Origin of the sequence: Sulfurimonas sp. SWIR-19 (assembly GCF_020410885.1) — a bacterium.
GTDB classification, from domain to species: Bacteria; Campylobacterota; Campylobacteria; order Campylobacterales; family Sulfurimonadaceae; genus Sulfurimonas; species Sulfurimonas sediminis.
Genome location: NZ_CP084578.1, coordinates 1458782 through 1479816, shown reverse-complemented (window position 1 = coordinate 1479816; position 21035 = coordinate 1458782). Strand labels below are relative to the sequence as shown.

The window sequence follows — 21035 nt, the reverse complement described above, 5'->3', positions numbered from 1 at the left end:
CGCCTTAAATTATCTAAATTAAAATTGCGCGATTATATCCAAAAAGAGGTGAGTATTTGCTTAGAAACTGCTATATGCCTGTGACTCTTTTTTTTATCTCTATCTTGTCATTGTACATATTTGTATCAGCTACTTCTATAACCTGTGGCAGGAGATCATTTTTTTTAAATTTGGTTACACCAAATGAAAAACTGACACGAAAAGTGTCGTTGTGTGCTTTTAATTTTTTGCCAAGAACATTTTCTCTGATTTTATGTAAAAAAGAGCTTGCTTTTTCCTCGGAGACACTGTCTCCAAAGAGTATGATAAATTCATCACCACCGTAGCGTACGACAGGGATTTTTAATTTTTTCAGTTCATTTGTCAGATATATTAAAACTTTATCACCGATAATATGGCCATATGTATCGTTCACCTGCTTAAAATAGTTCAGATCTATAATAGCAAGTGTTCCGTTATGCACAAAAGCATTGCCAAGTGGGTCCAGGTGAGTATCGTGAAGCCATTTTCTGTTATATGCGTGGGTCAGTTCGTCTTTGTAAACAGATTCTTTGAGTTTTTCAATTTCCTGACGAAGATATTGCGTCTCTTGCAGTACCTGATTGAGAATTTTTTCATCTTTTTTTTCAATAGCATGAATGGCCCTGTTCGTATTTTCACTTAATGTCTGTACATTTTTGGATGTTTCATTTTGTAAAGTTGTAAATCGTGAGCATTCAGTTTCTATAATCTTTCTTGAAAGACTCTCCTCATCTTCTATTTCAAGATTGTTTTTCTTGGCAAAGTCTGAAAAAACTGAAGCATAAATAGTAGGTGTAACAACAGGAATCTGTGCGATAGAGTTTTTTGCCTCATTCGAAACAATCTCTAATATTTTTTTATTTTCTTCCATTGCTTGCCTTAGAATATTTAATTTAAATGATTTTAGCATATCACAAATAAATTTAACAATAAATAAGTATAATCACACTCTTAAAATTTTTGCCCAAGGAGTTTGTTTATGCCGTTGTCCCGATTAAATAAAGAACAATATGCCGCTGCAACATCTCCTCACAGTAAAAATCTCATCATTGCCTCTGCCGGAACGGGAAAAACCTCGACTATTGTCGGCAGAATAGGGTATCTTTTAAATAACGGAATCGCTCCCAATGAAATTTTACTGCTTACCTTTACCAATAAAGCAGCCGCAGAGATGGTGGCACGGGTCGGGGAGTATTTTGGTGCAGGTGTCGCCAAAAAAATAGACGCGGGAACTTTTCATGCTGTAAGCTACAGATGGCTGAAAAAAAGAGACAAAAGAGTCGTACTCAAGCAGCAGCGAGAGCTCAAAACACTTTTTCGTTCTGTTTTTGAGAAGCGTTCCTTTATGCATATAGAAGCAGAAGTACAGCCTTACGGCGGAAATTATCTGTATGATTTGTACTCTTTTTATCAAAACACAGAGCTGAAAAACAATTTTGAAGACTGGCTTATCGAGAATTATCCTGAGCATGAACTTTTTGCCATGATATATGCCGATATAGTCGATGAATTTGAAGCCTTGAAAAAAGAGTACGGTTTTTTAAACTTTAACGATCTGCTTTTGAATTTTAGAGAAATGTGCAAAAATGACGAGCTTGGATATAAAGAGGTTTTGGTGGATGAGTATCAGGACACCAATGCTCTGCAGGGAACGCTCATAGATGCCATGAATCCGCCTTCGCTCTTTTGTGTGGGAGACTACGACCAGAGCATTTATGCTTTTAACGGCGCAGACATCGGCATCATAGGCTCTTTTACGACAAAATATCCCGATGCCGTTGTGCATACACTGACAAAAAACTACCGCTCTTCCGTGCCTATTCTCTCACTTGCAAACAAGGTGATAGAGCATAATGAGCGGATTTATCCTAAAAAGCTGGAAGTGACCCGTATTTATGATGCACAGGCGCCAAAACTTTTGGCATTTGATGAGCTGTTTGACCAGTATCATGCCATGGCTGCGATGATTCGTGATACGCAAACGCCAAGAGAAGAGATAGCCGTCATCTTTCGTAACAACTCTTCGGCTGACGGCATAGAGGTAGGACTGCGTGAGCTTGACATTCCCTGCAAGCGTAAAGGCGGCACAAGTTTTTTTGATTCGCGTGAGATTAAAGCAATTTTAGATTTATACACTCTGCTTGTGAATGAGTCGGATATGATGGCATTTATTCATCTGTTTGAATTTGCACGGGGCATAGGTTCTGCCATGGCAAAAGAGTTGTATACTGCTCTTAAATATTTGGGGCAGGGGAGTATTTTTTACGGACTCTATGCGGCGGATGAATCTGTAAAAAACCCTTTTGAAAAGCGTAAACTCAACCATCAACTTGGGCTATTTGATGACTTTTTGGAACTTGGTGCCGTGGGAAAATATGCAAAACTCGGTTTTGAAGCGAAATTTATGAAAAACCCGGTGCTCAAACATCCCAAACTGACAAAAGAGAGTGCGACCTTTTTACATAATTTTTATCTGCTGTTCCGTGATTTGAAAGGAATCAAACAGCCAAAAACAGTAGTGAAAAAAATCGCCAATTCCGCACTTTACATGTATATAGCCGATGTCTTGGCAACAAAAAGAGCCACGCTAAAAGACGGCTCTGTTGATGAGAAACAAAAAACAGAAGCTTTGAGCCGAATCCAGAGAAAAACACTGCTTTTGGAAGAACTTTCAAAACCTTATTCGGAGCATGAACGCTTTTTAAATGCGATGATTTTAGGCTCATCCGATTTGACTCAGGGTGAGGGAGTGAATTTGCTGAGTGTACATGCAAGTAAAGGGCTTGAATACAAAGAAGTTTATGTGATAGATTTGATGGACGGACGTTTCCCAAACAGAAAACTGATGCAGAGAGGCGGAAGTCTTGATGAAGAGCGCCGACTTTTTTATGTGGCGGTCACGCGTGCAAAAGACATACTCTATTTGAGTTATGCAAAATATGACAAAATTAAAAAACAGAACTTTGTACCAAGCCAGTTTTTATATGAAGCCGGCATGGTTGCAAAAGATGAAGCCTACAGAAAAATGGTGATGCAGGCGGAGGATAAAGAGGAAGAGTAGTTTTTCGGAACTCATCCTTTAGGGTGGGCTGAGAGTGGCAGGAAAGCAGCAACAGTCGGCACTGAAGTACCGATTCCGAGAGAATATGCAGTTTTTTCGGAACCCATCCTTTAGGGTGGGCTGGGAGTGGCAGGAAAGCAGCAACAGTCGGCACTGAAGTACCGATTCCGGATAGAATGTCATATTAGCTTTCATTGCGTAATTTTCTGGTTTCTATAAAATAACTGTGTCCGAGATAGATGACATAAAATACCGATGCGAAAAAGATGACAAAAGGGATGAGTGAGAGCAGATAGAGTCCGAGTGTTTTAAGCCGCAGGGTATTTGCATGAAAAAACTTGATTTTCATTGCTTCTTCTTTGGTACAGATGGCCGAAGAGACATCATAGGTCAGCATTTTATGAAAAAAGTAATAGAGTGGAAAGTTAAACGCCACAATATTGATAACGGGGATGAAATACAGAGGAATAAAAACAAAAAAGAGCAGTATCATGATAAGTATCCACTTTAGTGTTAAAAATATCCCTTCGATTGCATTTGAATAGCCTATCATTTGCACATCCTGGTAGTGCCTTTGCTGCAGTTCTTTTAAAATTGCATGGGTTAAAAAGCCAATGATAAGCAAAGCGACAAATATGGAAGCATACAGCGTCATCAATCCGCCTATGGTATAGATGAGAAAAGTGGCTATCCACGAAGTCAGTGCGCTGCTCATCAAAAACTTCATGATACCTGTGCCTGCGAGTGTGGCTTGAAAACTTTCCGTATGAGGTATGCCGTTTTCTATCGTAGTCTGTGTAGTTTGCACTTCCATAGTCGTAAGTTGGTCAACACCCAAGCCTGCAACAATAAAAAAAAGAATGTAGAGTATAAGCATACTGACTATAAAAGGCATCAGGGAGTATATCAGCATCTTTTTTGTAAATAAATCTTTGAGACTCAGGCTGAGAATACCGATTTCGTTATTCATTTTATAAATTTTCCTCAATCACTGTAAATGCTTTTTGCATATCCTCTTTGCTCATTTTTCCTGCTTTGTAAAAGAGCACTTTGCCGTTTTTGTCAAATATGATAATGTCAGAACTGTCATCGGCCAGATTCCACTCTTTGACAAGAACTTTGTTTTTGTCTTTTACATAAATCGTATCAGGGAACTCTTTTTGTTTGCTTTTTAAAAGAGATTCTATAATGAAATTCGGTTTCCATGTTGCGGCAAGATTGACAATGGCAATGCTGCCATACGCTCCTCTCTTTCTGTAGTCTTTTTTCTTGAGTGCCTCAGAGAAGGCTTCATTGGCATCTTTTTCATCCGGATCGACATAAAACATAACATAGACTTTCTCTTTTATGCTGTTGGAATTCCAGGGGGAACCGTCTTTAGCGTAGCCGCCGTTTTCTTTTTCAAGAGTTGCTTCTTTGGGCTTTTCTCCTACTGTAATCGCAAATAAATTCAGTGCAGTCATCAGTGCTACAAGTCCTAGTGTTCGTTTCATCTTTTACTCTCTTTGTGTGGAATTTGTTTTTTAATTATATCCTGTGCTGCTAAATATCCGCTTGCCCAGGCAAAAGCAAAGTTATAGCCTCCGCGTCTCCCGACAACATCGAGACATTCCCCGATAAAGTAGAGATTTTTTTGTTTTTTTGATTCAAATGTTTTTTCATTGATTTCAAGGGTGTTTATGCCGCCACCGCTGACTTCTGCATGACGAAATCCATGGGTATCTGTCACTTCAAACCGCCAGTTGAGCATAAGATTTGCTATTTTTTTTGAAAGCTTTGTGTCCAAAATTTTACTCTCAGGCTTTACATGTAAGGCTTCTAACACGCCGTTTGCAATTTTGTTGGGGACTAAACCGACAAGTATATCCAAGAGTGTAAATGCAGACATGTTTTTCTTTACATGTAAGAGATGTGTCGAGAGTTTTTGTGCGTTAAATTCAGGGAGCAGGTTTATGGAAATATCTACCGCTGCATATTCTAAAAGTGCTTCAGACGCACGCTGGGAAATATCTAAAATGGCAAAACCGGAAACACCGTAGTTTGTAAAAAGCACATCGCCGTTACATGTAAGCTCTTTTTGATGATTGACAAGCAAAGTGACTTCGGCATTGAGTTTTGCCCCGCTCATTTTATGGGCTGTTTTTGAATTTAAGTGCAGTTGTACCAAAGAGGGATAGGCTTCAATGACAGTGTGCCCAAATGCCTTTGCAAATCCCTCGGCATCGGCATTGCCTCCCAGATGAGAAGCAGCACGCGAACCGCTTGCCACAACAACACTGTCATAACTGTCTGTAAGTTTTTTTATATCTGTGATTTTATGCTCTGTATGAAAAGTCACACCGAGACTCTGCGCATACTCTACAAAAATCTTTGCAACACTTTTTGCTTCATTACTCAGCGGATAGGCTCTGCCGTCATCCGTTACATGTAAGAGCAGTCCAATGGAACTTGTAAATTTTTCAAACTCTTTAAAACCGAAGTTTTTCAAAGCATACGCTACAAAGGCGGGATTTTGCGAAAAAAAATCGTTTACATGTAAATTTTTGTTTGTGATATTGCAGCGTCCGTTTCCTGAAACGAGGATTTTTTTTGCCGGTTTTGTGTTTTGTTCAAACAGCGTTACATGTAAACCTGCTTTTGCACAAAAGATGGCACATAGAAGCCCACTCGCACCGCCTCCGATGATTGCAACTGATTTTGCCATTACAGATGTACTACCTTTGCTCCAAATCCACCCATATGCTGGGGTGCATCCTCAAATTTTTTCACTCGCGGGTGGCGTTTTAAAAACTCTTTGACGGCATAAGAAAGTTTTCCTGTGCCTATGCCGTGATAGACGATAACTTCATCCCAGCCGTTGATAAGGGCATCACTGAGAAATTTGTCTAAGACTTCACAGGCTTCTTCGGCTCTTAAACCGTGCAGGTCACATTTGAGTCCTGCTTTTTTCTCTACATGCAAGCTCAGGTTTGTCGTCGGTTTTGGCTGAATGATTTGGGTGTGTTTGAGATGTTTTGTTTTGACGCGAACCCGCATACCGTCCACTTCTATGGTGGCTTCATTTTTCCCCTTCATGGAGACAATTGTCCCTTTTTGGGAGTGATATTTGACTTTGTCACCGACTTTAAACTCTATATTTCTTTTGTCCTCTTTTTGTGTCTGTTTTGGCAATTTTTTGTTTGCTTTGTTCATCGCACGGTGAATCTCTTTGACATCGCCTGCACGTGCTGCATTTTTGGCTTCGTTTATGGCAATATCATACGAGTGTTTGAGTGCTGCTTTTTCTTTTTCAAGTTCACGCAAAAGCTGTTCTTTTTGCTCTTTGAGTGCATGCTCTTTTTTATAAATTTCATCCAGTTTTTCATCGACTTTTTGATGTTTTTGTCTGAGTTCGCGTTCAAGCTGTGAACCACGTTCAATCAAGAGTGAAAGTTTTTCCGAATTGTCACCGTAGACTTTCTTCGCCTCATTGACAATGTTGTTGGAAATGCCATATCTGCTGGCCGTTTCAAATGCGTAACTTTTGCCTATGATACCCTGCATAAATTCATAAGTCGGCTTTCGCTGCTCTTCATCATAGATGGCTGCCATCAACTCCACATCATCACGGTCGGCCATCAATGCCGCAAGCCGTTTGTGGTGGGTTGTTACAACGACTTTTTGCCCACGCTTGATTAAATCATCGAGAATGACCTTAAAAAGGGCTGCCGCTTCATCAGAGTCTGTTCCGAGTTCTATCTCATCTACTCCGATGAGTGCAGATTTGTACTCAAATATACGGGAAAACTGCTGCATTCTGCCGGCAAAAGTCGAGATGTCATTTTTGACATTTTGCGGATCATCTATGATGGCCTGTATAGCTTTAAAATTGCCTATATGTGACTTTGTCTCATTCAGTTGCATAGGAATAATATACTTTGCCATAAAAGCAGCCGCCAATATGGACTTTAGCAGCATGGTTTTTCCGCCGGCATTGACCCCTGTTATCATTAAAATATTTTTTGAAAAATCAACATTGATTGGCTTTGCATTATGCAGAGCCGGGTGAATGAAATTATTCAGTACTATTTTTGTATCTTTTTTGCTTTTGATGAGTTGCAGGTTTTTGCTTTTTGCAAAAAGAACCCGTGCCTGATAGTTGTCAAACTTTGTAAACTCTTTGTCTATAAAGTTGATAAAAGGCTGGAGCTCATAAAGTTTTTGTGAAAACTCTTTGGAATATTCGTAAAATATCGCTTCACGCTCTTGTTCTATAAAACGAATCTGCTCTTTTGATTTAAGGACGCTGTCAGGTGCGACATAAAAAAATCCACCGGTACTTCTGCCAAGTATGGCACCTTTTAGGACATGGTTAAATCCGCCGCGCACAAGCAGACACTCTTCATTGTTTATGAAGTGAATCTGTGTATCAACAAGGTAGCCTGCAAGTTTGGAACTTGACATCATTCGTTTGAGGGCACCTGAGATGTTGTTTTTATGCTCTGCTATTTTTTGGGAGAGCTGAAAAAGGTTTTCATCCAGATTTTCTTCAAATTTTCCGTCATGCGTAAAATATTTTTCTATCTCCAAAAACTGCTCTGGGATGATGAACCTGTCCATCCACTCCCCGATAAGACCCTCAAGTTCACGGTTTTTAAAGTAACGAAAATAACGCACGATTTTGACAATCTCAAAAATCTGTTCAAAATTTAAAACACCGTGTTTTTTGAGATGTCCTTTGATTTCAAAAAAATCACTCACTTTGGGCGGGGCTTTAAACTCCAGCTTGTCAAGCTCTTTGATATAGCGAAAATGCAATTCCTGATCACCTTCGATATACAAAGAGTGCTCACGGGAAAAAAAGCTTTTAAACTGTTCTATATGTTCACTCAAATCAAGCTGCTGGATGAGGGTATCGACTCGGGAGCTTTTAGCAGTTTTATTCACAACTGTCTGCACTTATCATCTCTGCATAATGGGGTGTGTTTTTTTTGCCTATGAAGGTGTAGGTTCCTGTACTGAGGGAGTATATGTCTGCATTGACATCGACACCGTTACATGTAATCGTTTTTCCCTGTTTGTATTTTATAACGGCATTGAGCATTTTGTCTCTTTGTGCCTGATTGTATTTGTTGTAGGCAATGGCACCGAGTATGATAAAGAGCAATACAGCTCCGATAAGCAGTTTTTGAGAGTTGGCAAGCTCTGTAAAATAATGCAGTGCCGCGAATAACAGGGTTACTATAATGAGACCGTAAATATAAGCCATTACAGTGTGCCTCTTATCTGATAGGTAATATCACCGGCACCAAAGCCTATAATGAGACCTTTATCAAGTGTTTCCAGGTCTTTATTGTCTTTTATCACTTTTATAGTATTGTTACTGCGGGATATTTTGTCCGCCATCGTCAGGTTGTAGTGTTTGAAATTTTCTTGAAAATCAATATCTCGCGGTGCTTCTCCTGCTGCCCATACGGGGAGGATGATAAGCTCGGCCGCTCCGTCAAAGCATTTGATGAATTCTTCGAGGTTGTCAATGGTTCTTGAGTATTTGTGTGGCTGCCAGATGGCTGTAATCTTGTCAAAACCTTTGAGCATGGCATATTCTTTGACTGATTCAAAAGTGGCTTTTATCTCTGTCGGATGGTGTCCGTAATCGTCTATAATGACACTGTCATGCTCAAATCCGACAATATCAAAACGTTTCTTAATACCTTTGAAATGTAAGATGTTTTTGCGAATATCTTCTATGGACATAGATTTATGTGCTGCAAGTATGGCAAGCGAGGCATCAATGGCGATATGCTTGCCAAATCCCCAGACATCAAAACTGCCAAAATCACGAAAAGTAAAACGGGTATGTGGCTGATTGTTTATGAGAACAAATTCTATGTTTTGAATATCTTTACTTGGATAAAGCCACTCGGCTTCAACTTCATTGATGAGTGTTGCCAAAAATGGGTCTTCGGCATTTAAAACTTTGAGTGGTGCAAGATTTATGAAGGTTTTGTAAGAGTCGTAAAACCTTTCATAATTATAGTCATAATACTCCATATGTTCAGGTTCTGCATTGATGACGATGGCACAATGCGGGTTTGAATTTATAAAGCTTCCGTCACTTTCATCAGCTTCAAAAATCATGACATCATTTTTTGCATCATAACGGACATTTGAGCCAAACTCTTTGGATTCCGCACCAATGATTGCAGAACCGTTCATAATAGCGGCAAGAATAGCTGTTGTGGTACTTTTGCCGTGTGCTCCCGCAACAGAATATACCTTTTTGTCTTGCAGAATTTTTGGCAATGCTTCACGGCGGGCAAGCACTTCTATGCCTTTTTCCTTTGCAGCAATAATTTCAGGATTGTCAGGACGGATAATCGCAGAGTGTACAACCAGGTCATGGTTTGTAATGGCATCCCCGGAGTGGGGTATGGTTACATGTAAACCGAGGTCGCGCAGTTTTTTGGTAATGACAGTCTCTTTGATATCTGAGCCGCTTACTTCATGACCCTTGAAATGCATGTATTGTGCAAGTCCTGAGATGCCTATACCACCGATTCCGATAAAATGAATTTTCATGCTTTTTTGCCTTTATATTTCAAGTTGTCAAGCAACTTCTGTGCCTCAGGTTGAAACTCACTGATGTAAAAAGTACCTGCTCTTTGTGTTGCTTCAATGTCTGCAATTCTGTCTAAAAAATCGTCAAAAGAAATTTTTTCCTGAGCCGCCATCCAGTGCAGTTTTAAAGCAGCAGAAAATTTCTCATCATTGCTCAGCCCGCTCAGTACCTCAAAAAGGGCAGCCGCATCCTGTGTCTTTCCTGCTGAGTAGTGCTCTATTGCATACTCATACAAGGCACGGAGCGTCGCAAAGTCCTGGACTTCATCAGTATCCATTTTTCTGTGCTTTTCAAGTGTCTGCGTCAGACGCTCCAGTGCCAGATCAAGAATATTTGCATAAAAACCCTGAAGTGTCTCTTCATCAAATGTATCATGTGCTTGCTGTTCCAGCACATATAATGAGGCTATATCACCGTCTTGTTGGGCTTTTAAAACTTTTTCTTTTAGCTCTTTATCTTTGCTCATGTAAACATTCCTTGATTTTTAGTAGTGCATCTTTTGTTTTTTGCGGACTCTCAACCAGAGCGATACGAATAAAACCTTTACCGGGATTTTCACCTTTTGCATCTTCTCTTGCGAGAAACTCCCCCGGGAGTACTTTGACATTGTAGTTTTTGTAAAGCTTTTGCGTAAATGCAAGTGCATTACCGACTTTTATCCATAAGTAAAATGTGGCATCAGGAATTTGTGTTCCCAATATTGCCTGAGCAATTTCAAAATTTTCTTTATAAACAGCTCTTGATTTTGCCACATGTTCTTCATCATTCCATGCTTCGGCTGCAGCGTATTGCAGTGGCAGAGGTATGGCGCAGCCTATATATGTTCTGTATTTCATATATTCTCTCAGTATTGTCGCATCACCGGCGATAAAGCCTGAACGCAGACCCGGTGCAGAAGAGCGTTTGGAAATGGAGTTAATGACTAAAATATTTTTAAAACTGTCATTGTTTACATGTAAAGAAGCTTCAAGCAGAGAAGGAATCGGTTTGTCTGTATATATCTCGCTGTAGCATTCATCATTGAGGAGGACAAAATCATATTTGAGTGCCAGTTTTACCCACTCTCCCAGCTCTTCAAGGCTAAGCGTAGCTGTTGTAGGATTGTTTGGAAAGTTCAGTATAACCAAATCGCAATTGCCTAATTCACTTTCATTTATGTCAGGTTTGAAGTTGTTTTTTTCATCCAAATTCAGATGAATAACTTTTGAACGTGTTGCCGTTGCCGCCCCTTCGTATATCTGATAAAAAGGATTTGTGTAGGCTATAACAGACTTTTCAATATCAAAAAGCAAAAACTGCGGGAAGTTAAACAGTACTTCTCTCGTTCCGAATGTAGGAATAATCTCTTCATCTTTTAAACTGACACCGAAGCGTCTGCTTATAAAATTTCTTTGTGCTTCACGCAAAACAGTCTCGCCGGTTGTTTTTGGATACTTTTTGAGTAGAGAAGCATTGTTACACAGCGCTTTTTGTATAAAATCAGGGGTTTCAAACTGGGGTTCGCCTATTGTCAGGACAGCCGGAGTGTGGTTTTTGTCGGGTTGTATATTTTCAAGTAAATTTGTTAGTTTTTCAAATGGATAGGGTTCAAAATTCATATTTGTCATCGCTTTATTAAATTAAAGTTATTATACTGTACAATAACTAATAAACAATTAAGGAAGAAGAAAATGAAGATAGTATTATCGGTTGTACTGGCAGTGTTGATTGTCGGGTGCAGCAATGAAAAAGGCTCACAAAAAAGTGCACAGGAAGTTCAGGCACCACAAAGTGTGAAAGAGACAGTATCAAGTGTGAAAGAGACAGCACCGAGTAAACCTGTAGCGGTAGAAGTAAATACTACAGCAGCAGATATAACTAAAAAGACGGAAACAACGGTTGCAAAGGCAAAAAAAACAACGGTTGCCCAAGTAAAAGAGGCCATGAAAGTTGACGGTGCAAAACTTTTTACTGCTTGTTCAAGCTGTCACGGTACGCATGCAGAGAAAAAAGCTTTGGGTAAATCTCAAATTATCAAAGGATGGAGTGAAGCAAAAATTATAACAGCACTCAAAGGATATAAAGACGGGACATACGGCAGAGCTATGAAAGCTGTGATGAAAGGACAGGCTGCAAAACTTTCCGATGCTGACATAAAAGCTTTGGCAGAGTATATTTCTCAATTATAATGTGCAATATTACACTGATATTCAAGTAAAGTTGCTACAATTATATAAAAATAGAAACGGGAAATATGAATGACAATAATAGTAAATGGAAACAGTAAAGTTTTTCAAGACGGAGTGACGCTTTTGGAAATTCTAAAAGAACTTGCTTTGGTTGATAAAGTGATGGCTGCGGCAGTAAATATGGAAATAGTCAAGCAGGATGAATGGGACAGAAAAGTTTTAAAAGATAATGATAAACTAGAACTGCTTGATTTTGTCGGAGGAGGATGAGTCCAAAGACTCTATGCTGACAACACTGATTGCATAGTCACCGTCATGTGTAATTGATAAAGCAGCATCAATAATCTTAAACTTTTCAATGATCTTTTTTGAAAGCGCAAAAAGCGGAGCGCCTTTTTCTGATTTGTAAATCTTTATATCAAAAAAAGAGCACTCTGCCCCTATACCTGTTCCCAGTGCTTTGGAAAATGCCTCTTTTGCAGCCCAGAATCCGGCTGCTGTTTTATAGGACTTTATAAGTCTGATCTCATCTTCTGACAGAAATCTGCGAAGCCCTTTGTCGCCAAAACGCTCCATGAGATGCTGCATACGCGATGCTTTTATGATGTCTATGCCAATCATTAATTATTGAATGACAAATTCAGTAAAATAGATACCTTGTATTTTTCCGTCAGTAATCATAGAGTTCAGAGTATCCATAATTTGTTGTGAAACTTTTTGTTTGCCTTTTTTGGAAGAGATTTCTTCTAAAGTTTTAGAACTGAGTATTCGAATAATTCTGTCTCGAAGTACCGGTGCTTTTGAATCAAGTTCATGACTGAGTTCGGGAGAATCAAGTTCTAAAGACATTGTTGCTTTGAGATATCTTCTTCCGGAATCACTTTTTAAGTTTACTGTAAAAGTGTCTAGCGGATACAAGACACCGATATCACTCAGTTTTCTGTTATTGTCAAATGAAGTGCTGGATACACTCTTTCTGTTTGTGCGTGTATCTGCCACTCTTTCCTGTGCCTGAGGAGCGTTGTTGACTGCTGCTTCTTCATCTGAACCCATTAACAAAAAGGCAACTACAGCACCTATGATTATGATAAGAATCAAAACAACAATGATAATAATCATCAGCATATTGCTGGATTTTTTTTCTACGGGTGCGGATTCTTCGGTTTCTTTTTCTTCAGCCATATTTCTTCCTTGAAATTACAGTTTTATTTTTGTTAGTATATCAGAAAAATAATTATTTTTATTTTCAGTTAATAACTTTAACATCAAGAGACTTGATTATTTCTTCAAAAATCGGTCCGGCTTCACGATTACAGTCATCATGAAATTCAATCACCAAAACTTCTTTTCCGTTAGCGACTTTTGTTGTATATGTGTCAGGCTTGAAAGCATATTTATTGATTATTGATTCTATTTTTGCACATACATCATCTTTTTCTTTCGCACATTCGTAAGCCAGTGACAATCTTGAAAATCGTTCTTCGCTTCTAAACTCTGCATCTATCATTTTTTGCCTTTTAAAAATATAGAGTTATTATACAACGAAATTATGCAAATATAACTTTAAAATGTATAATTTAATACCACTCCAAAAGTTTTGTTACTTCATCGACTATAAATGTTTTGATACTTGTCTTTTCAAGCGGTTTTTTAGATACAAGTGCCTTGGTGATATTTTGCATTCTTGCCTCTTTGAGCCTTGCATCAAGGGCGTATACTTCTCGTACATCACCAACGAGAGAGACTTCGCCGATAAAAATCGTCTCTTTGGAGATAGCTCTGTCTCTGAAGCTGCTGATAATTGCGGCAAGTATGGCTAAATCTGCCGCTGTTTCGGTGATTTTTATCCCGCCTGTTATGTTAATGAAAACATCATACCCTGAAAGAGGAATCTCCAGTTTTCGCTCAAGCAGAGCCAAAAGCATGTTAAGACGGTTGTTGTCAAATCCTGTTGCCTGTCTTTTGGCATTTGGTGTGTGTGACTCTGAAACAAGTGCCTGTACTTCTAAAATAATTGGGCGCGATCCCTCCATAATGACAGTAAGCGCAGAACCGCTTTGAGAAGAATTACGGTTAAAAAAGCGTGAAGCAATGTCTGTGGCACTCACAAGTCCTTCGGCTTTCATCTCAAAAACGCCTATTTCACTTGTTGCCCCAAAACGGTTTTTAAAGCCTCGTAAAATTCTCAGCTCCTGAGAAGAATCCCCTTCAAAATATAAAACGGTGTCAACCATATGCTCTAAAACACGAGGACCGGCAATAGAACCTTCTTTTGTAATATGCCCGATAATGAAAATGGCTATATCTTTTTCTTTGGCAATACGCATCAATTCAAAGGTTATTTGGCGCACCTGTGTAACACTTCCCGGAGCAGAGCTAATGTTTTCAGAATAAATAGTCTGAATAGAATCAATAATCAAAAAATCATATTTTCTGTGTTCAAGCTCAACCAAAATCTGTTCGAGTCGTATCTCACTTAAAAGGTAGAGTGAATCATGGTTGGATTTGAGACGGTTTGCACGCAGTTTTATCTGTCCGGCTGATTCTTCACCCGTAACATAAAGGACATCTTTACCGGTCGAGGCAATGTTTGAACCTACTTTAAGTAGCAGGGTTGATTTACCAACACCCGGACTTCCTCCGATGAGCGTAAGCGAACCGGGAACAATACCGCCGCCTAAAACATTGTCAAGTTCATCATCGAGTGAAGAAAATCTATAGACTTCTTCTTCCACAATGTCATTTATACTGACAGCCTTAGCCGATGATGATGTCGTTGATTTTGTCTGTTTGACAACTTCTTGCTGATGCTCGTTTAATTCAACAAAACTGTCCCAGGCACCGCAGTTGGTACATTTTCCCATCCATTTAGGTGTTGTGAGTCCACAGTGTTGACACTCAAAGAGTACTTTTTTCTTAGCCATAATTTTTTCTTTTTGTTTATTTTTTAAAATATGTTATAATTTGAGTCAGTTGGGACAGATGAGGAGCGTGAACTCCTCATAAGATTGTAACAATTACGGGGATGAAGCGCATTGTTACTCCTTTGTGTTAAAGGCTGACCCTGTTCAACCTTCCCCCTCACAATACAACTTTTCCCACATAATCGCCAACTGACACTGACATCATAGAGAAAATTTACTTTTTTGTAAAAAAGTATGGCATTTTGCCAGATTTTTCATCATATCGGTGTAATTTTAAGAAGTGAAGTTTTTACAAAGAGATTGAATGACCAGCTCATATTCATTTTTTGTAAGTGTTGCAATCTTTTTGCCAATTCTTTGTTTAGAGAGGCTTCTTACTTGATTGTCTATGACTATATTATCAGATGTATCTAACTTAATAACTTCAATACCATCATTTTGAAAATTTACAGTTATTTGTATTTTCACTCCTAAAATATAATTACCCTATTGTAGCTAAAAATGTGAGTCTGTTAAACTGCTAAGCTTCTTAGCATAGCTACATTTGAAATATCGAACTTTCGATGTACTGTTTACTTCTTTTAAAGCGGGTGTTCAACTTCCAAGGTTTTGTTAGATGTGTTATTTGTTGAAGATACCATATCCTCTGTGATTTGAAGGTGCTTACCAAAACTATCTATATGCTTTCTTTGTATTTCTAATATTGGTAATATTGCAAATTTTATTAAAAATACTAATAGCAATGATAATGAATCCATAATCATTACAAAAACTGATTTTCTTGTTAATGGTTCATCTGAAATTACTTCATTAAAAAAATGATAAAGTAAAAATATTGTCCATAAATAAAACAAAATACTATTGATAGTTGATTTTATAACTTTTATTGCTTCATCTTTAGTTGAACTATGTTTAATTTGAATTGAAATATATGCTGTTAATAATATGGTAATTATTGCAATTATAATTGGAATAATTAAATCTTTTGTTATATCCATAATATTTTATCCTTTGTAATCTAACTATTTATTTAAATACATTATACATATATTAACCTTAAATCACAAAATTAACTATCATTAAAAATGTGTGTTAATTGTTAAAAAGTATAGAAAATTGCAATAATTATGTACTTTTATCAAAAAAACATCTTTAGCTTAAGAATAAAATGTTGCTTAAAGTTTTACTCAAACCAAATAGAGTTGACTACTATTCTTCTACAAAAATGGCATCAAGCAGACCGTCTACAAATTCATACTTGTCGAACGGTGTGAGATTTTCCGGTTGTTCTCCTGTGCCTACGTAAAGTATGGGAAGTTCCAGGGCATAGGCGATGGAGAAGATACTGCCGCCTTTTGCAGTACCGTCTAGTTTTGTGATGATGATACCGTCTATGCCTATCATTTCATTGAAGGCTTTTGCCTGAGAAATTGCAGAGTTTCCCTGTGTGCCGTCTATGATGAGTACGGTTCTGTGCGGAGCGCCTTTATGGGCTTTGTCGCAGATACGCTTTACTTTTTTGAGTTCATTTGCCAGGTTTGTCTGGGTGTGCAGACGTCCTGCGGTATCTATGATGACATTGTCAAAACCTTTTGCCTTTGCCGAATCTATGGCATCATAGGCAACGGCGGAGCTGTCATGTCCCTGTTTTGAAGAAACTACAGGAATGTCAAGTCTGTTTGCCCAGAGTGTCAGCTGTTCGATAGCTGCGGCGCGAAAGGTGTCTCCTGCTCCGAGTAAAACTTTTTTGCCTTCTTGCTTGTATTTGTATGCCAGTTTTGCAATAGTGGTTGTTTTGCCGGCACCGTTGACACCAACTATGAGTTCTACAAAAGGCGGAGTGAATTCCGGTTCTTTGTACGAGGTGTATGCCAGTGTCGCCAGGAGTTTGGAGCGAAGAATTTCGCGTGTGATTTTGTCTTGGTATATTTCATTGAGAATGATTTCGACCAAAGCATATTCTACATCCGCTTCAAGTAAAATATCTTCAAGTTCGTCTTTTGTAAAAGTGATTTTTTTCTTTGGAGCGACTGTTTTTATAGCGGCGACAGTCTTACTGAGAGATTTTTTTATAAAACCAAACATTTTATATTCCTAACGCTTTTTTGATGTCACTTTCGATAAACTCTTCTTCCGTCGCACCCTGATAATAATTGATGATTTTGCCGTCTTTATATAAAACCATAAGCGGAATGCCAAAGTCTCTGCCCAGTTTTAACTCTTTTGCTATTTCACTGATGATACGTGAGTTTTCACTTGAATTGACAAGAGTATAGTTTGCATTGTATTGTTTTTTGAATGTTTCAAGTTTTTCATTTGCAATACCATCCTCAACACTGACGCCAATAACAATCAGTCTGTTTTTGTATTTTTTTTGGAGTGAGGCAAGGTGGGAAGCTTCCGCCTGACAAGGTGGACACCAGGTCGCAAATATATCATAAATGACTACTTCGCCTTTTGCCCCCTCAAGTTGCAGTCCATTGTCTGCTTTTTTGACAACAAGCTGTTTGTTGTCGAGTGATGTTAAAACGATTTCATTTGTTGCAAGGAGTGAATTTGCTTCTTGTTGGGTGTTTTCTTTCTCTTTTGAACAGGCTCCAAAAAGTAATCCGATAGCCAGTAAAGTAGTTAAGAGTGGAGTGTTTCTCATATATTTTTTTGCCTTTGTTTATTTATTTGTGTAAAATATGCAAAATTATAGCGATAAAGATTTAATATGACTCTTACAAAAAACAGTTTCAGGCAAATATGTCTTCAAAAGATTAAAAAAGCATCACAACACAATAAGTTTTATAAAGATTTTTTAATAAATAATGCACTCTTAAAAGAGTTGGAACATTTTAAAACCGGCAAAAGACTGAAAATATTGTTTTTTTATCCGCTGCCGTATGAGGCAGACATCCTTAAAGTGCTTAAAAAAATGAGAAAAAAACATGATATTTTTGTGCCGTTTATGCAAGGCGAAAGTTTTAAAATGGTACCATTTAGATTGCCGCTAAAGAAAAAAAAATTTGATATTTTTGAAGCGGGAAATACAATAAAAAAAAATAATAAAATTGATATAGCTATAGTTCCAGCAGTGGGAGTTGACGGTAATTTACAGAGAATTGGTTTTGGAAAAGGGATGTATGATCGTTTCTTTGCAAAATTAAAAGAAAAACCATATACTATTTTTGTACAACCGGTATTTTGCCATACAGAGAGTTTTATATGTGATGCATATGATGTGGCATGTGATGTACTTATAACCCCGACAAGAACACTGCGTAAACGGAATAGCTAAGGTCTTTATGAAAAAGGTTTATTAGATGTTAAACGAAATACTACTTGGTGGTGCAATTGCAACAGTAAGTGGAGTAGTTGGTTTTTTAATTTCTAAAAAGATAACCGGTGCTAACTTTGATGTATATGTTGAACAGGCGGTTGCCAAAGCAAAGGCGATTGAAAATGAGGCACAGACACTTCTTGAGCGTGCAAAACTCAAAGCACGTGAAATAGAGCATGAAGCACAAAAAGTCTTTGAGAGTGCCAAAGAGCGTGCACGTGCAGATTTTGCGCAAAGAGAAGATGAACTTTTACGCAAAGAACAAAGTCTGAAACGTTTGATACAGGATGAAGAAAAAAACATTCAAAATGAGTTAAACAGAATAAAAGCACAAAAAGTTAATCTGGAAAGAAATGAAAAATCACTGGCTTCACTGAAAAAAAAGTATGAAGAAAAAATAGATGAAGCAGTCCATACCATAGAACACAGTGCCGGTATGACACAGGAAGAGGCTAAAAAGATTCTTCTTGACAAAATTGAAGAAAAAGCGCGTGGCGAGATAGCACATATTGTAAGAAAATATGAAAATGAAGCCAGACAGGAAGGGGAACGCAAAGCCAACTTTATTTTGGCACAGGCAACGAGTCGTTTTGCCGGAGACTTTGCTTCTGAGAGATTGACAAATCTGGTTCATTTGGAAAGTGATGAACTCAAAGGCCGTATTATCGGTAAAGAAGGGCGAAATATCAAGGCTTTGGAGACATTGCTCGGTGTCGATATTATCATAGATGACACACCAAACGCAATTCTTGTGAGCAGTTTTAATTTGTATCGTCGTGCTATTGCAACAAAAACACTGCAGTTGCTCATAGAAGACGGAAGAATTCAGCCTGCGCGAATAGAAGAGATATTTAAAAAAGTTTCTGAAGAGTTTGAATCCAAAATTTTAGCAGAAGGTGAAGAACTCATAGCCGAAATGAATATCGGTGTTATGCATCCCGAACTTATGAAATTAATCGGAAGATTGCGTTACCGTGCGAGTTACGGACAGAATGCTTTAGCCCACACGCTTGAGGTTGCCCATCTTGCGGGAATTATGGCTGCAGAAATGGGGGGAGACCCGATCTTGGCAAAACGGGCAGGACTTTTACATGATATAGGAAAAGCATTGACGCATGATATGGATGGAAATCATGTTGATTTGGGAGCCCAGATTTGTCGCAGATACAATGAAGATGAAGTTGTCATCAATGCAATCTATGCACATCACGGACAACAGGAAATCAACTCCATAGAGTGTGGTGCGGTTTGTGCGGCAGATGCACTCTCAGCAGCACGTCCGGGTGCGAGACGAGAAGTTTTGGAGAGTTTTTTAAAACGTGTTACCGAGATAGAAGATATCGCATCACGTCACAGCGGTGTCAAGCAGGCATATGCGATTAATGCCGGACGAGAAGTCAGAGTCATTGTGAATGCTACTTTGGTAAATGATGATGAGTCAATTCTGATGGCAAGAGAAATTGCAAAAGAGATAGAAGAGCGTGTGCAGTATCCGGGTGAAATCAAAGTAAATGTTATTCGGGAAAGCCGGGCTGTGGAATTTGCCAAGTAAAGTAGAATGTTCTACTTTACTTTTTAATCGTTACAACAACGGCTCCTCTTAAGTCGCCCATTTTGTAGTGCTGTGCTTTATCTTGCGGGTATCTTTGGGCAATGGCATCTTTTAACTTTTTGTTTGTTATGTTACCATGACATTTCAGACAAACCTGCTTGTTGATTACTAAAGGTTTATAGTATTTGTAAGTATGTTCATCGACTTTTTGTATCAGTTGTCTGGGTAGCTTTACATGTAGGCTTTGGAGTTTTTCAAGTGATGCCAAAACCTCTTGTTCACTGCCTTGTGGCTGGTTGGCAGGGTTTCTGTATTTTGTACTGATTCTTTTGACTGTTACTCCTTTTGGAAGCTTTTTGTTCACTTCTTCTGTAAGGGTATAGGCTTTTTGTGTACAGAAATCAAGGGCTTGCATAGGACCGCCTGCTTTCATATTTTTTTTCATATTGGAACCCAGGGTTTTTAGCAGCAGCATAGAACTTTTCTGTCCTGTTTTTACTATGTTCTGCAGTTGTTTGTTCTCTTGTTGAGAAGCCCCAAAAAGTAATGAAACACTCAGTGTAATATATGTAACGGATTTTAAAATATTCATGAAATCCTCCTCAATTAAGATTTTCTTGGAACGATTATAACAAAACTTAGAATAATTTAATGCAACTTTGAGTATAATTGCGTCAATATTTAAAGACAAGGGAGCACACCTATGGGTGAACTGTTTACTTTTTTCGGACTTATCTCAGAAGATAAAACATTTATTTTTATGAGTCACATGTTGCTATCAGCCGGTATAGCTTTAATCTTAGCGAGAGTGGCTATGTCAAATTTACAACTTGTACCCAAAGGGACACAAAACCTGATGGAAGCATATGTGCAGGGTGTATGGTCTATGGGTACGGATGTAATGGGTAGATTGCATGCCCGTAAATATGTTGCACTGGTAGCAACTATTGGTTTGTTTGTTGGAATTGCAAATATTATTGGAATATTCCCAGGATTTGAAGCGCCTACAGCAATGTTGGAAATGCCTTTGGCTCTTGCTTTAACTGTATTTGTGTATTACAACTATGTTGGTATTAAAGAGCATGGTCTGCTGCTTTATCTCAAGCATTTTCTTGGACCTGTCTGGTGGTTGTACTGGTTAATGTTCCCGATTGAGATTGTGTCTCACATCTCCCGTATTATCTCTTTGACATTCCGTCTTTTTGGAAATGTAAAAGGGGATGATATGTTCTTGATGGTAATATTGATGCTTGCTCCTTGGATATTGCCGATTGTTCCGTTTGCTCTATTGACATTTATGGCATTTTTGCAGGCGTTTATCTTTATGATGCTTACATATGTTTACCTTGGTGGTTCATTACTTGTCGATGAGACTATCTAATT

At 38.4% G+C, this 21035-nt stretch carries 23 protein-coding genes; 6 read left to right on the top strand and 17 right to left on the bottom strand.

Translation table 11 applies throughout. The features are described 5' to 3' along the window. Positions 1-70: 70 nt before the first annotated feature. The gene (locus tag LCX93_RS07710; protein ID WP_226065622.1) at positions 71-892 is read right to left on the bottom strand and encodes a GGDEF domain-containing protein; all 822 of its coding nucleotides are present in this window, start codon (positions 890-892) and stop codon (positions 71-73) included. A gap of 108 nt (positions 893-1000) precedes the next feature. Here LCX93_RS07710 and LCX93_RS07705 point away from each other — a divergent pair, with 108 nt between their 5' ends. Further along, complete coding sequence (locus LCX93_RS07705) at positions 1001-3082, top strand: ATP-dependent helicase (RefSeq protein WP_226065620.1); 2082 nt, start codon at positions 1001-1003, stop codon at positions 3080-3082. Positions 3083-3266: 184 nt separating this feature from the next. Here the strand turns inward: LCX93_RS07705 and LCX93_RS07700 are convergent, their stop codons facing one another. From LCX93_RS07700 to LCX93_RS07665, 8 genes are read right to left on the bottom strand one after another with little or no spacing between them, the layout of a single operon-like run. Then, complete coding sequence (locus LCX93_RS07700; RefSeq protein ID WP_226065618.1) at positions 3267-4052, bottom strand: EI24 domain-containing protein; 786 nt, start codon at positions 4050-4052, stop codon at positions 3267-3269. Position 4053: 1 nt separating this feature from the next. Next, positions 4054-4575, bottom strand: coding sequence for a YtfJ family protein (locus LCX93_RS07695; RefSeq protein ID WP_226065616.1), 522 nt, complete (start codon positions 4573-4575; stop codon positions 4054-4056). Beyond that, positions 4572-5786: a BaiN/RdsA family NAD(P)/FAD-dependent oxidoreductase gene (locus tag LCX93_RS07690; protein WP_226065614.1), complete on the bottom strand. Its 1215-nt coding sequence runs from the start codon at positions 5784-5786 to the stop codon at positions 4572-4574. The genes LCX93_RS07695 and LCX93_RS07690 overlap by 4 nt, the downstream gene beginning before the upstream one ends. Further along, a complete protein-coding gene (locus LCX93_RS07685; RefSeq protein ID WP_226065612.1) occupies positions 5786-8020 on the bottom strand; it encodes an endonuclease MutS2 in 2235 nt (744 codons plus the stop codon). Before LCX93_RS07685 ends, LCX93_RS07690 begins: the two co-directional genes overlap by 1 nt. After that, positions 8001-8330, bottom strand: a complete 330-nt coding sequence (locus tag LCX93_RS07680; protein ID WP_226065610.1) for a hypothetical protein — start codon at positions 8328-8330, stop codon at positions 8001-8003. The genes LCX93_RS07685 and LCX93_RS07680 overlap by 20 nt, the downstream gene beginning before the upstream one ends. Further along, entirely contained in the window at positions 8330-9643 is a 1314-nt protein-coding gene (gene murC / locus LCX93_RS07675) for a UDP-N-acetylmuramate--L-alanine ligase (RefSeq protein WP_226065608.1), read from the bottom strand. The genes LCX93_RS07680 and murC overlap by 1 nt, the downstream gene beginning before the upstream one ends. After that, positions 9640-10149: a hypothetical protein gene (locus tag LCX93_RS07670; RefSeq protein ID WP_226065606.1), complete on the bottom strand. Its 510-nt coding sequence runs from the start codon at positions 10147-10149 to the stop codon at positions 9640-9642. Before LCX93_RS07670 ends, murC begins: the two co-directional genes overlap by 4 nt. After that, the gene (locus LCX93_RS07665; RefSeq protein ID WP_226069425.1) at positions 10136-11281 is read right to left on the bottom strand and encodes a succinyldiaminopimelate transaminase; all 1146 of its coding nucleotides are present in this window, start codon (positions 11279-11281) and stop codon (positions 10136-10138) included. Before LCX93_RS07665 ends, LCX93_RS07670 begins: the two co-directional genes overlap by 14 nt. 72 nt (positions 11282-11353) lie before the next feature. On the opposite strand from LCX93_RS07665, the gene LCX93_RS12645 reads away from it, so the two are divergent. Together LCX93_RS12645 and thiS are read left to right on the top strand one after the other, a co-directional pair. Then, on the top strand, positions 11354-11851 hold the full coding sequence (locus LCX93_RS12645; protein ID WP_349636696.1) for a c-type cytochrome: 498 nt from the start codon (positions 11354-11356) through the stop codon (positions 11849-11851). 69 nt (positions 11852-11920) lie between these two features. Further along, positions 11921-12121: a sulfur carrier protein ThiS gene (gene thiS / locus LCX93_RS07655; protein WP_193150035.1), complete on the top strand. Its 201-nt coding sequence runs from the start codon at positions 11921-11923 to the stop codon at positions 12119-12121. Here the strand turns inward: thiS and acpS are convergent. The 7 genes from acpS to LCX93_RS07620 all read right to left on the bottom strand — a co-directional run bounded on the left by acpS (position 12089) and on the right by LCX93_RS07620 (position 17425). Beyond that, complete coding sequence (gene acpS / locus LCX93_RS07650) at positions 12089-12472, bottom strand: holo-ACP synthase (protein WP_226065604.1); 384 nt, start codon at positions 12470-12472, stop codon at positions 12089-12091. The two genes, thiS and acpS, sit on opposite strands and share 33 nt — an antisense overlap. A gap of 3 nt (positions 12473-12475) precedes the next feature. After that, positions 12476-13033, bottom strand: a complete 558-nt coding sequence (gene fliL / locus LCX93_RS07645; protein WP_226065603.1) for a flagellar basal body-associated protein FliL — start codon at positions 13031-13033, stop codon at positions 12476-12478. Positions 13034-13097: 64 nt separating this feature from the next. Then, positions 13098-13358, bottom strand: coding sequence for a hypothetical protein (locus LCX93_RS07640; RefSeq protein WP_151900081.1), 261 nt, complete (start codon positions 13356-13358; stop codon positions 13098-13100). 70 nt (positions 13359-13428) lie between these two features. Then, on the bottom strand, positions 13429-14775 hold the full coding sequence (radA, locus tag LCX93_RS07635) for a DNA repair protein RadA (RefSeq protein ID WP_193150032.1): 1347 nt from the start codon (positions 14773-14775) through the stop codon (positions 13429-13431). A 581-nt stretch (positions 14776-15356) separates the two neighbouring features. Continuing rightward, entirely contained in the window at positions 15357-15773 is a 417-nt protein-coding gene (locus LCX93_RS07630; protein ID WP_226065601.1) for a hypothetical protein, read from the bottom strand. Between the two features lie 211 nt (positions 15774-15984). Next, on the bottom strand, positions 15985-16860 hold the full coding sequence (gene ftsY / locus LCX93_RS07625) for a signal recognition particle-docking protein FtsY (protein ID WP_226065599.1): 876 nt from the start codon (positions 16858-16860) through the stop codon (positions 15985-15987). Position 16861: 1 nt separating this feature from the next. After that, the gene (locus LCX93_RS07620) at positions 16862-17425 is read right to left on the bottom strand and encodes a TlpA family protein disulfide reductase (protein WP_226065596.1); all 564 of its coding nucleotides are present in this window, start codon (positions 17423-17425) and stop codon (positions 16862-16864) included. Positions 17426-17491: 66 nt separating this feature from the next. On the opposite strand from LCX93_RS07620, the gene LCX93_RS07615 reads away from it, so the two are divergent. Continuing rightward, positions 17492-18058: a 5-formyltetrahydrofolate cyclo-ligase gene (locus LCX93_RS07615; RefSeq protein WP_226065594.1), complete on the top strand. Its 567-nt coding sequence runs from the start codon at positions 17492-17494 to the stop codon at positions 18056-18058. A gap of 25 nt (positions 18059-18083) precedes the next feature. Beyond that, the gene (rny, locus tag LCX93_RS07610; protein WP_226065591.1) at positions 18084-19652 is read left to right on the top strand and encodes a ribonuclease Y; all 1569 of its coding nucleotides are present in this window, start codon (positions 18084-18086) and stop codon (positions 19650-19652) included. 16 nt (positions 19653-19668) lie between these two features. Here rny and LCX93_RS07605 read toward each other — a convergent pair whose 3' ends face one another. Continuing rightward, positions 19669-20244, bottom strand: coding sequence for a Tll0287-like domain-containing protein (locus LCX93_RS07605; protein ID WP_226065589.1), 576 nt, complete (start codon positions 20242-20244; stop codon positions 19669-19671). A 111-nt stretch (positions 20245-20355) separates the two neighbouring features. Between LCX93_RS07605 and LCX93_RS07600 the strand changes: the two genes are divergently transcribed. Further along, on the top strand, positions 20356-21033 hold the full coding sequence (locus LCX93_RS07600) for a F0F1 ATP synthase subunit A (RefSeq protein ID WP_226065587.1): 678 nt from the start codon (positions 20356-20358) through the stop codon (positions 21031-21033). The last annotated feature ends 2 nt before the right edge of the window (positions 21034-21035 follow it).

Bases quoted from the DNA above. Each gene is read 5' to 3' on its own strand.
- LCX93_RS07710 (WP_226065622.1), bottom strand. From the start codon at position 892: ATGGAAGAAAATAAAAAAATATTAGAGATTGTTTCGAATGAGGCAAAA.
- LCX93_RS07705 (WP_226065620.1), top strand. From the start codon at position 1,001: ATGCCGTTGTCCCGATTAAATAAAGAACAATATGCCGCTGCAACATCT.
- LCX93_RS07700 (WP_226065618.1), bottom strand. From the start codon at position 4,052: ATGAATAACGAAATCGGTATTCTCAGCCTGAGTCTCAAAGATTTATTT.
- LCX93_RS07695 (WP_226065616.1), bottom strand. From the start codon at position 4,575: ATGAAACGAACACTAGGACTTGTAGCACTGATGACTGCACTGAATTTA.
- LCX93_RS07690 (WP_226065614.1), bottom strand. From the start codon at position 5,786: ATGGCAAAATCAGTTGCAATCATCGGAGGCGGTGCGAGTGGGCTTCTA.
- LCX93_RS07680 (WP_226065610.1), bottom strand. From the start codon at position 8,330: ATGGCTTATATTTACGGTCTCATTATAGTAACCCTGTTATTCGCGGCA.
- murC (WP_226065608.1), bottom strand. From the start codon at position 9,643: ATGAAAATTCATTTTATCGGAATCGGTGGTATAGGCATCTCAGGACTT.
- LCX93_RS07670 (WP_226065606.1), bottom strand. From the start codon at position 10,149: ATGAGCAAAGATAAAGAGCTAAAAGAAAAAGTTTTAAAAGCCCAACAA.
- LCX93_RS07665 (WP_226069425.1), bottom strand. From the start codon at position 11,281: ATGAATTTTGAACCCTATCCATTTGAAAAACTAACAAATTTACTTGAA.
- LCX93_RS12645 (WP_349636696.1), top strand. From the start codon at position 11,354: ATGAAGATAGTATTATCGGTTGTACTGGCAGTGTTGATTGTCGGGTGC.
- thiS (WP_193150035.1), top strand. From the start codon at position 11,921: ATGACAATAATAGTAAATGGAAACAGTAAAGTTTTTCAAGACGGAGTG.
- acpS (WP_226065604.1), bottom strand. From the start codon at position 12,472: ATGATTGGCATAGACATCATAAAAGCATCGCGTATGCAGCATCTCATG.
- fliL (WP_226065603.1), bottom strand. From the start codon at position 13,033: ATGGCTGAAGAAAAAGAAACCGAAGAATCCGCACCCGTAGAAAAAAAA.
- LCX93_RS07640 (WP_151900081.1), bottom strand. From the start codon at position 13,358: ATGATAGATGCAGAGTTTAGAAGCGAAGAACGATTTTCAAGATTGTCA.
- radA (WP_193150032.1), bottom strand. From the start codon at position 14,775: ATGGCTAAGAAAAAAGTACTCTTTGAGTGTCAACACTGTGGACTCACA.
- LCX93_RS07630 (WP_226065601.1), bottom strand. From the start codon at position 15,773: ATGGATATAACAAAAGATTTAATTATTCCAATTATAATTGCAATAATT.
- ftsY (WP_226065599.1), bottom strand. From the start codon at position 16,860: ATGTTTGGTTTTATAAAAAAATCTCTCAGTAAGACTGTCGCCGCTATA.
- LCX93_RS07620 (WP_226065596.1), bottom strand. From the start codon at position 17,425: ATGAGAAACACTCCACTCTTAACTACTTTACTGGCTATCGGATTACTT.
- LCX93_RS07615 (WP_226065594.1), top strand. From the start codon at position 17,492: ATGACTCTTACAAAAAACAGTTTCAGGCAAATATGTCTTCAAAAGATT.
- rny (WP_226065591.1), top strand. From the start codon at position 18,084: ATGTTAAACGAAATACTACTTGGTGGTGCAATTGCAACAGTAAGTGGA.
- LCX93_RS07605 (WP_226065589.1), bottom strand. From the start codon at position 20,244: ATGAATATTTTAAAATCCGTTACATATATTACACTGAGTGTTTCATTA.
- LCX93_RS07600 (WP_226065587.1), top strand. From the start codon at position 20,356: ATGGGTGAACTGTTTACTTTTTTCGGACTTATCTCAGAAGATAAAACA.